Below are 10,139 nucleotides of genomic sequence, written 5' to 3'. Positions count from 1 at the left end.
TCGCAGGTAGTACCGCGTCCCTATCTCTTAAATCGCTCATGCTTCATAGCTGAACCAGACCAGAAGTATTCAGCAAGGCGTCAGTCGCCGGGAGCTTACGTGAAGCGGATACTTGCCACCCAGGAGGGTAGAAGCATGTCCTTACGTGAGATTGCCGCCCGTGCGGGTGTTTCCCCTTCGACCGTGCTGAACATTAGGCGGCGTATGGCAGCATGACGGAGGTATGTTCAGATTGAACAGGGGTAGGGACCGCTTACTGTGCGGACCCTTTGGTTTATCTCTGCGGCCCAAACCGTACGCGAGTTACACAGGTGTGGCCGTTACAAATGGGACAGACCCTACGCGCGATGCGCGCGAGGCGACTGACGACGAATTTCGTCGGCACAAACCGCACAAGGTCTACGCGCGATACACGCGCGCGAGACACAGATGACACACACCCTACGCGCAATGCGCACGAGGGACGGCACGACACAATGTACACAGGGTCTACGCGCGATGCGCGCGCGAGGCTACCCCATCTACTTAGGGGGAGCAGCGTCCTTGTGGCCCAATAGTCGGTCCACGGCCTGCTGATCCTTCTGGATCATCGCCAGCAAGGTGCGGGCTGCTGGATCAGGCTTCCGGCGTCCCTGCTCCCAGTCGGCCATAGCAGAAGCGGTAAAGCCATACCGCCTGGCAAATGCAGCCTGCGACATGGGGCAGTACCGGTTTTGTGGGTTCCGTGCCCCTTGCCTGATGCTGAACACGTCCACCACCTCCGGCGGTGTCCATTCGGATATGGGTTTGGTGCCTGTCATGCCACATCATATTGCGGGCTGAACCACCCCGGCAATGCCGGGATTAATGGCACAGTACGCGCGCGCACGCGAGGAGATGCTTAATTTTTGGCTTTATTCCGCCATTTTTATACGAGAGGCTTATTGAGAAATGTTGAGATTGAAGCGGCCATTTCGGGGCGGCGCATGTTAGCAAATGTTAGCATTGGTCGCTGGTGTCTGACACACGTACAACAGGTCTACGCGCGCGTTAGATAGAGCATGGCCGTGATACACATGTAACAGGTCCACGCGCGTGCGTAGGCGAGGGAATATGAACAGGTCGAACAGGTCCACGCGCGCGCAATAGCGCAGCAGGACCATGACCCGCTGACCAACTTCGCTACGAGATACGCGCGTGCATGCGCGAGAGAATGCGGCAGGCAGCGTTTGATTTTTTTTCAAACGGAAATCAAAACGGCTCCCCCGCAACCTGTTCCAATGCGTCCTGGACAAGACGGTTGAGGCTAACGCCACGGGCGGCAGCGATCTCAGCCGCACGGGCGTGCTCATCTGGCGACAGGCGGACCTGAAACTTGCCGGAGTAGCGTTTCGTAGGGTCGATCCCCTTTTCCTCGCACATCTCCATAAACACGCGTAGCGAGGTCTCGCCTTCCTTGCGCAATCCCTGCACGCTGTCCGCGTAGAAGTCCGCCCCACCGTGCAGGCCAAGGAACTCGCCCCGGAACATGCCGATTTCCGGGTCAAACTGGATGACGGCCCGGTGGCCGCCAATCTCCATCATGTTGTTCATGGCGTTACTCCGTTCTGCTCCAGCCATTTCCGCACCGATGCCACCGCGCCCTTGTCCGTGTCTGGCTTGGGGTGGGGCCGATGAAAGACCCTGATTTCCCCGAACAGGACCACGCCAATGCGCGATCCTTCCCGCTCCGACACCTCGGCACCCAGCGAGACGAACAGGGCTTCAATATCGCTCCACGGCACATTGCCGGAGACGGGGCGCTTGAAGATCAGTTCGAGGGTGCGGCGATGCTTGGCTTTCATCAATGGATGATACCATAATATGGTATCACTTCCAACAGAAAACCATTGAGTGCGAAGCGCGAGTAAGGCCGTGACCATAGGTAGGGTCACACATCTTGCCGATCCGTTTTCTGTCCTATTCGGCCTCAAATGGCCCGACTTGGCCCGAAGGAAAGAAACAGCCTGTCCGGGCCGTTTAGGGCCATCTCGGGCCGAGTGGGAACAAAACAGGGAAGGCAAGATATGTTGCCCCATACGGGGCACCGGCCTGACTTGCATTGCATGCTCGACGTTGACGCGGGTGATCTGCTGGTGTGCCGCAATGCTCCAAGCCCCCTGGAAGGGAGTGGTGCCGACACAGATGCCCGCCACAGCCTGTCAGGGACGCGCTCAGGCGTGTGTAACGGAATACCCGTCTCTGTGACTGCATTGAGCGTTTGAGGCTTTCTACATGCCTTTGTGGGCGGCAGAGGAAACCGCTGATCCTGTGAGGCCGAAATCATCCTTTGTGAATCGGCAGGGAACCAATAAAATTGACGTACCTTCTTGAAATCGGCAACACTCGCACCGCCAAAGGATGTAACGCCAAGAGAGGGGAGGCGTAATCATGACTGTTGACGCTGACCGTGAGGCTACCTTCAAGCTTCAGCTTGAAGGATTCCGCTTGGAAGATGTTCCTCTCAAGCAATTGGCGGAATATATCCACCTTCTCTCTAATCTGCTTGGCTCTCCCAAAACAACACACTTAACATCTGTCACCACTGGTTCTGTGAGGATGCCTATTGCCGTTTCTCCGGAAGGCCTTCCTGCTGTATTAGAGCGTATGGCTATGGCCATGCATGAAGACGGTGGGGCTGCGCGTGCAGCCTACGAGGCGCTAGATAGTTGTTTAGCTGCCAATGGTGGCCATGGATGGATTGAGGACTGCTTCACGGGCAAAAAGATTCTGTCTTTGCCTGGGGTTAAAAATCTCGCCTCTCCTCTCCCGGCCTTTTGGCAAGACGATACGCTGCAAGGTCGGTTGGTTGCCATAGCTTATCGCATTAGCGAAGATGATTTCAGTGGACGCATTCAGAACGCTACGGGGATTGAATTTTTCCAGTGTTCTGAGGCCGTGGCGAAAGGCCTTGCTCCCCTTTATCTCCAATATCTGCGTCTATACGGAAAAGCCCGGTGGCAGAGACGTGCGAATGGCGAATGGAAACTTCGTGAATTCAAAGCAGATCGTGCGGTTGTCCTGAAAAACGACAACCTTGTTTCTATCCGTGAAGAGATAAAGAAGGCCGGCGGCTTTGGGATAGAAAATCCAGACGATTCTTTTAATGAACTAATGGATGTTCGCGGATAATGTCAGTTAGAGTATTACTGGATACGAACTTCCTTTCAGCATATACGTACGACTCTACTTCTGCCAATTTCAGACCGGAAGATGCCTCTGATACTCTGGTAGATCGTTTGAATTTTCTGGTTGAGCAGCTCTCTGAGAAAGGTGCGGAGATTGTAATTCCCGCTCCTGTTCTGGCTGAAACACTGAGTGCCAGAGGCGCGGACATCACTAAAATAATTCCTATTTTGGAAAGCCAAGCTGCCTTTCGCATTGTTGATTTCGGCCAAAGGGCAGCTGTTGAATTTGGTATGCTGTTTAAAAATCAAAAAAAAGAGGAAGGGCAGAATAAAGTCCCATTCAAATTTGATCTTTCAATTATTGCAATTGCAAAAATATCAAGTGTTTCTACGATATATTCTGCTGATAAGTCTTTAATAAATAGGGCAAAATCACTTGATTTTAAGGTGTGTGATTTTCAAGGATTGCCTCGGCGTCCTAAAGAAGATCAAGGTTCACTAATATTCCCCGCTCATAAGTCCCTTCAGTAGAACAGAGATGCCTTCGAATACGTAGAACGTCTGGTAGGGAAGTCCTTCAAGCTGTTCTCCAATTGCCCAGCCAATGCCAGATATGCTCACGCTTTCTGGGAAGCAGCACATTGAGCCTGTAGCCTTCTCATGGCGTCCGGCGGCATGGGCAAGGCCATCATGACTCGGATGGTTCATTCTTGGACGGATGCCGCTCGGCGTATTTCCGCTTTACATCTGCTGTCCATATTGCCTGCTCGTGACGTTGCTTGATTACGTCTTCCACAAAATGGCGGTCGCTCTCCTCTAGGTGCGACTTCGCAAGCGCGACGCCTAGCCGACCTTGATCATCAACAGAAAATCTAATGCCCTGCTTCTCAAGGGAGGTTGCAAGCACTTGTAGTGTTGTTGCATTGGCGGGATGGCCACCTTCTATCCGGGTGATAGTAGCTGGCGACACTTTGGCGATGGCCGCAAGATCTCGGACGCCTAGCTTTACAGCTGCACGCGCCATCCTTAATTGTGTCCCTGTTATCATATTAACGCCTTGACAAAACGATATGGGCTGCCGTTAGATTAGCACCACGTTATCATTCGATGGCGTGAGATACAATAATGGTGGCCAAGCCGGTGACTGGTACTCACTCGACTTGGCCTTAACCATACCCGAGAGGAGACCTCGGCAATGGCTAATCGTGCCTATAGCACGCCCAGACACACATGGGCATGCTCTCGGCTGGGTACAAGCGTACTCGGCTTCCTTTTTCCCAAAGCTGGGAAAGACCCCTTACTCACATCCGAGCATCTGGTAGCCGGGCTGATTTTCCCTGCGCTGCTCCTGATCGCCCTGGTAGGCTTTGCCCAGCCGGAGGTTTTGCGCCACGGTGACGTGAAACCCCACTCCACAGTGATCGCGCTGGCGGAGGTGGCCCGATGAGCGAGACACCGAGAGAGCGCGTGCATGCCATCGTATGCGATTTGGGGTCGTTGGCTGAAATCTTGGACGCCCTGATCTCCGCCTCAGAACCTGTCCCCGTGCAGTGGATGCACGGATGGGTAAAGCGCCTCCACACCGAACTGGATGTGGCATGGCTGGGTATCCCCGATGAACGCCGGGAGAGAGCCAAATGACCAGCCCCATCCGCAAGGCCACGATGGCCGCCCTTGGCGCTGATCGCCGCTGCTGGAAGGAGCCTGCCACCTCCGACGCGGAAACACAGATGCAACGCTTTGGCGTGGCCTACCGCAAGGCCATCCGCACACGCGCCCGGACCTTTGCCGATCTACAGGACAAGGCCCGGCTTGTGATGCTGTGCAATCCGAAGTCCGACACGATAGAGGGCAGCCTTGCCCGTGACATTCTGGCGATGAAAGGTGGTGCGGAATGAACGCCTCTCCCCATTATCAGCCACAGACAGATGCCGAACGGCTGCAAGTCCTTGCCCGGCAGGTCAAGAAACATACAAGCCTGTGTTTCGGGGCTGGCGTCATCATGCAGTAACTGACCCGATCCGGAGCGGGAAGCAATGGGCAGATGCCGTGTGGGGCGTGGACGGCCTGCCCTTACAGGAGGCGCAAAGCCTGATGCAGGCGGAGGTTGAAGCCATGCGGAACACGCTGAAAGATGCCCCGTGTGCCAGTTTTGAGCATGAGGGTATCCCGTTGGTGGACCGACATGTGGACTACTTTACCGTCGCAGCCAAAGCGCGTCTGTATGACCTTTACATGGCCCACCAGCACTACAGGGGGCACGCATGAGCCGCCCCGCACGCACCTGGTCCGCTCGTGACCTCCGCCGGATTGAACACCTCCGCAAGGAGGGCCTGTCATGGCGCGAGGTAGGCGAGGCGATGGGCAGCAGTTCTGCGTCCTGCCACCGGGCATGGCGCGCGCATACAGCGCCGCCCAGCCTGGCAACGCCCGACCGGCTGGCGGCCATACAGGCTGCCACCACGGAAATCAGTGTCATGGCCGGGATACTGGCCCGCATGGCGGAGGGCGACAAACAGACCGGCACTGAACTGGCATGGCTGGCCGATGGGATCGGTCGATATGCACACGCCATTGAGGACTGCATTTCATGAGAAACGATGTAGGGCTTAACCGTGGGGTTAACCCTCCGTGTTGTTTGCCAGGCAGGAAATTGGCACTTGTGAACAAAAGCCGGATTCCCCAAGCGGTTTGTCCTCATTTCGTTCTGATGGATGCAAAGGCAGTTTCCTATGCGGTCAACTACATGCCCATAAGAGGCCCATAGAAGCCCGTGCAGGTGGATCAAATATCTTTTTGTCTACCTATAGCCGTACATTTCTAAAGCCGTTCTGTACGGCATAGAAAGGCCCTGTGGCATTAGGTATTGGAACGGACATGTTTTGGGGTGTATAGAGAATCAGTGGCGCGTGACTCGCTTCTTCGGGAGCGTGTCGCCAAAAGAAAAGCCGCCCGGTGCTGCAACACCGAAAGCGGCTTCTCATTGGTAGTGTCATTGCTATCAGGACGGCGGAAAACCGCCAATCCTGTTAGAAAAACACAGGTTCCGTTGGTGCTGGTTCCTGTCGGTTTTCCTAACAGGACTCCGATTTGGTTGACAAGGGTAATCTGTGCATATTTGCACAGGCCCTTGTGCTTTCCGACGCCTTGATAGCACCCTGAAACCCTTGGTTTGCGGTGCTTTATGACCGAAGAAAACGACGACCTGATCCCTTTTGCCGATGCAATTGCGGAACTGAACAGCCAGCGTGCGACTCGGGGCGCTGGCGATAGCTTCCATGTAATGACGACGGCTTACTCCTACGCAGCAAGCGGGATGATTCCCACAATCAAGCGGGGCCGCTTCCGCTTCGTGCGCCGGTCTGACCTGCCCGTCATTGCCGCCCGTCTGCCTGTTGGCCGCACTGGCTGCGCGCCCTCCCACGCTATGGTTTGAGGGGGTGCGCGTGACTGCTGGCGGCAATGAGAAGGCACCTCCGCATTACGTATCGGTGGTTGAGTGGGTGGCACGGACGGGCATGTCCCGCACGGAAACATATCGCAAGTTGAATGACGGCAAGCTGATCGCAAAGAAGCTGGGACGCCGGACGGTGATTGATTTCCGGGCGGGACTGGCATGGCTTGCGTCCCTTCCCAGCGCAACATTCATCCCAAAAAGCAACGGCCCCCGTCATTAACTGAGGGAGCCGCGCCGGTGATGTATGCTGTTGAAGGGCACATTCACTATACGTCACCGACGTAGGGTTTCCCAAGTAAAATGACAGGTGGCACCTGAATAAGGTGGCAAGCCTGACATGGCAGAAACACATGCACACCCGGAATCCGTACGTACGAATCCGGGGGGTAAAATAGACTTCCAGGCAGTCAACAGCGCAGCCCTTGGCGTGCTGACGGCTCTACTCCTGCGCTGGCTGCCAGACGGTAAGCGTGAGGGGCACGAATGGGTGTCGCGGAACCCGCGCCGGGGCGACCGTAACCCCGGTTCGTTCAAAGTGAACATGAATACGGGTCGATGGTCTGATTTCGCTACGGGCGACCGGGGCGGCGATCCCGTATCCCTTGCGGCCTATCTGTTTGGGCTGTCCCAGCTTGAGGCGGCACGGCAGTTATCCCTTATGCTTGGCGTGGGGGTGCAGCCATGACCGGCATTACCTCCGAAGCCAGCAGCCTTCCCGCAATGGCGTGCCTGTCTGGTGCGGCTCCGCTTGCGCCCCTGACAGATGAGGAAAAGGCGAAAGCCCAGACCATTGGCGGCCCGTCTGGCGAACAGTGGGAGCCGATCACACCCGCCCCCTGTGAACCTGAATTGCCGCGTGGTGCATCGTCCCTATGGGTTTACCGGGATGCGGAGGGCCGCCCCCTCTGTGCCCGGTTCCGTAAGGAACGCGAGGACGGTGGTAAGGATATTCTGCCTCTGTCCTATGGCCGCCGTGTGTGGACGGACAGTAAGGGCAACCGCCGTGACGGCACCGGCTGGCACTGCAAGCAGGGGCGCAAGCCGTTGCCGCTTTATGGACTGGATCAGTTGGCGGCCTTCCCTGACGTGCCCGTGCTGCTGGTGGAAGGCGAAAAGACGGCGGACGCGGCAGCCCGTCTGTTCCCTGATTATGTGGTCATGACCTCCCAGGGTGGCAGCAAGGCGGCAGCCAATAATGACTGGTCGCCTCTGGCGGGACGTAGCGTGACCATCTGGCCGGATAATGACGACGCTGGCAGCGGGTATGCCGATGCGGTCATTGCCGTCCTTGAGGATGCCGGGGCTGCGGTGGTGCGCACGGTGGGGGTGCCGGACAACCTGCCCCCCGGTTGGGATTTGGCCGATGACGTGCCGGATGACCTGACAGGCGGAGGGGAAACCTCCGATGTGGATTTCCTGCGCCCTTATCTGGATCAGGCCACGCCAGCCGTTGCAAACGTCAAGATGCCGCATGGTTACAGCATGGAGCGCGGGGGGCTGTATTTCACCGAGGAACAGGGTGGCGACCTGCCCCCGAAGAAGTTTTGGATATGCATCCCCTTCAACGTGATTGCCGAAACGCGGGACGTGGATGGCAACGGATGGGGCGTCCTGATTAGCTGGCTGGACCCGGACGGAAGGCCCCACCAATGGGCATTACCAAGGCGCATGGTGCATGGGGACGGCAAGGACATTGCCGGTGAACTTGAGGATGCGGGTTTCGGGTGCGCCGTCTCTGGGACGCGATTCCTTCGCCAGTTCTTTTCCTCCGTCCATACCGTGCGCCGCCTGCGCTGTGTCGATAAGTCGGGATGGTATCATGACAATGGCAACGCCACCTTTGTCCTGCCCAATGGGGTGACGGTTGGCGCGGGGCGGCGTGACGTAGTGTTCCAGACAACCCGCATGGCACGGGGCGCGGAATACGGGACAGCCGGGACACTGGCGGACTGGCAGCGCGATATTGCCGCCTATGCCGTGGGCAACAGCCGCTTTGCCTTTTCCCTGTCTGTTGCCTTCTGTGGCCCCCTGCTTGACCTGATGGGCGAACAGTCGGGTGGGTTCCACATTGTGGGCAAGAGTCAGTCCGGCAAGTCCACATCCCTGTTCGCGGCGGGTTCGGTCTGGGGCAAGGGCGACCGTGACGGGCAGGTGCGTTCATGGCGCGGTACGTCCAACGGGACGGAGGGCATCGCGTCCGAGACCTCCGACACCTTGCTTGTTCTCGATGAGATGGGGCAGGCCAACAGCCGCGAAGTCGGTGAAATCACCTATATGCTGGCAAACAACAGCGGCAAGCAGCGTGCCGGGCGCAATGGCGAAGCCCGTGCCCGCAAGAGCTGGCGCGTGCTGTTCCTGTCCACCGGCGAAATCACGCTGGCAACCAAGATGGGGGAGGCCGGACAGCGCCCGATGGCGGGGCAGGAGGTCCGGCTTGTGAACGTGCAGGCCGATGCCGGGGCCGGGATGGGCCTGTTTGAAAACCTGCATGACATGGCCTCACCGGGCGACCTTGCCGATCATATCCGCCGTGCGGCCCGGACAAGCTACGGCACCGCAAGCCGTGCCTGGTTGCAGGCCCTTGTGATGGATCGCAATGAGGATGAGGCTGCCCTTACCGATACCATCAAGCAGATCGTGGCACGGTTTGAGGAACAGGCATTGCCTGATTCTGGCCCTGTCGATGGGCAGGTGCGCTCCGTGGTGCGACGGTTTGGATTGGTGGCTGCTGCGGGTGAAATGGCAACCGCGTATGGCGTCCTTCCGTGGCAGCGCGGGGAGGCCACGCGGGCGGCTCTGGTGTGCTTCCGTTCATGGCTGGATGATCGTGGCGGCACCCAGGCCGCGGAGGACAGGACCGCAATCGAACAGGTCCGCCTTTTCATTGAGGAACACGGAGAGAGCCGTTTCACCCTGCTGGGTGGTCCCGATGGCGACGGCGATGATAGCCGCTCCCGCACGATCAATCGCGCCGGATACCGCCGTAAGGTGACGACAGAGGGCGGTGCGGAGAAATGGGAATACCTGATCTTCCCCGCCGTGTGGCGTGAGGTCGTGTGTAAGGGACTGGATGCCAGGCGGGCCGCGCAAAGCCTTATCGCTGCCGGGTATCTCAATTCGGGCGGGGGAGGGAGTCCGACCTCCGTCATCAAAGACCCAGAAAAAGAAAAGGCAGCGCGTTTCTATGTCGTGAATGGCGACATTGTGGACGGAGGTAACTGATGGCTCATCCGTCCTTGGTTACACGGGTTACACATTGCCCATTCCTTTGTGTAACTGGAAACAGGCTAGAAAAGTGCCGGAAAACAGCCAATCTGAAAACCAGTTACACTGGTTACAAGGGTTACACTGCATTTTACAGACCCCGAAATGGATTGGTGCTGTTTCCACCTGATAGCAGGCGGTCTGAGGGGCTGCCCTCCGCTGAGAACAGCGCAGATAAGAGACTGTTTCGTAATTAGTAACTTCTAAGAACGATCTGAGAAGCCCATACGTATCAACGCTGTATGGGCTGTGCGGGATTAATCCCGCACAGC

At 57.3% G+C, this 10,139-nt stretch carries 11 protein-coding genes; 8 read left to right on the top strand and 3 right to left on the bottom strand.

The features are described from left to right. Positions 1-1,230 precede the first annotated feature (1,230 nt). Positions 1,231-1,572 carry a type II toxin-antitoxin system HicB family antitoxin gene (locus tag CFR76_RS16640; RefSeq protein ID WP_110557907.1) on the bottom strand — a complete coding sequence of 114 codons (342 nt, stop codon included), beginning with the start codon at positions 1,570-1,572 and terminating at the stop codon, positions 1,231-1,233. After that, positions 1,569-1,823, bottom strand: coding sequence for a type II toxin-antitoxin system HicA family toxin (locus CFR76_RS16635; protein ID WP_019087476.1), 255 nt, complete (start codon positions 1,821-1,823; stop codon positions 1,569-1,571). Before CFR76_RS16635 ends, CFR76_RS16640 begins: the two co-directional genes overlap by 4 nt. 586 nt (positions 1,824-2,409) lie before the next feature. On the opposite strand from CFR76_RS16635, the gene CFR76_RS16630 reads away from it, so the two are divergent. Next, positions 2,410-3,150, top strand: a complete 741-nt coding sequence (locus CFR76_RS16630) for a hypothetical protein (protein ID WP_146222719.1) — start codon at positions 2,410-2,412, stop codon at positions 3,148-3,150. Next, complete coding sequence (locus CFR76_RS16625; RefSeq protein WP_110557905.1) at positions 3,150-3,677, top strand: PIN domain-containing protein; 528 nt, start codon at positions 3,150-3,152, stop codon at positions 3,675-3,677. Before CFR76_RS16630 ends, CFR76_RS16625 begins: the two co-directional genes overlap by 1 nt. 157 nt (positions 3,678-3,834) lie before the next feature. On the opposite strand, the gene CFR76_RS18300 is transcribed toward CFR76_RS16625, so the two are convergent. Further along, positions 3,835-4,170, bottom strand: coding sequence for a hypothetical protein (locus tag CFR76_RS18300; RefSeq protein WP_208624028.1), 336 nt, complete (start codon positions 4,168-4,170; stop codon positions 3,835-3,837). Positions 4,171-4,589: 419 nt separating this feature from the next. On the opposite strand from CFR76_RS18300, the gene CFR76_RS17880 reads away from it, so the two are divergent. From CFR76_RS17880 to CFR76_RS16580, 6 genes are all read left to right on the top strand, one after another. Next, on the top strand, positions 4,590-4,787 hold the full coding sequence (locus CFR76_RS17880) for a hypothetical protein (RefSeq protein WP_141261394.1): 198 nt from the start codon (positions 4,590-4,592) through the stop codon (positions 4,785-4,787). Further along, positions 4,784-5,044, top strand: coding sequence for a hypothetical protein (locus CFR76_RS16610; protein WP_110557903.1), 261 nt, complete (start codon positions 4,784-4,786; stop codon positions 5,042-5,044). The genes CFR76_RS17880 and CFR76_RS16610 overlap by 4 nt, the downstream gene beginning before the upstream one ends. Before the next feature lie 366 nt (positions 5,045-5,410). Next, positions 5,411-5,740 carry a hypothetical protein gene (locus CFR76_RS16600; RefSeq protein ID WP_110557901.1) on the top strand — a complete coding sequence of 110 codons (330 nt, stop codon included), beginning with the start codon at positions 5,411-5,413 and terminating at the stop codon, positions 5,738-5,740. Between the two features lie 590 nt (positions 5,741-6,330). After that, on the top strand, positions 6,331-6,582 hold the full coding sequence (locus CFR76_RS16595) for a hypothetical protein (RefSeq protein WP_110557900.1): 252 nt from the start codon (positions 6,331-6,333) through the stop codon (positions 6,580-6,582). Between the two features lie 358 nt (positions 6,583-6,940). Further along, positions 6,941-7,288 (top strand): hypothetical protein, encoded by a 348-nt coding sequence (locus CFR76_RS16585; RefSeq protein ID WP_110557899.1) that lies wholly within the window; start codon positions 6,941-6,943, stop codon positions 7,286-7,288. Next, entirely contained in the window at positions 7,285-9,825 is a 2,541-nt protein-coding gene (locus CFR76_RS16580; protein ID WP_110557898.1) for a DUF927 domain-containing protein, read from the top strand. The genes CFR76_RS16585 and CFR76_RS16580 overlap by 4 nt, the downstream gene beginning before the upstream one ends. Positions 9,826-10,139: the final 314 nt, after the last annotated feature.

It is taken from the genome of Komagataeibacter swingsii, assembly GCF_003207895.1.
In the GTDB taxonomy this organism is placed as follows: Bacteria; Pseudomonadota; Alphaproteobacteria; order Acetobacterales; family Acetobacteraceae; genus Komagataeibacter; species Komagataeibacter swingsii.
This window is presented reverse-complemented; position numbering and strand designations above follow the sequence as displayed.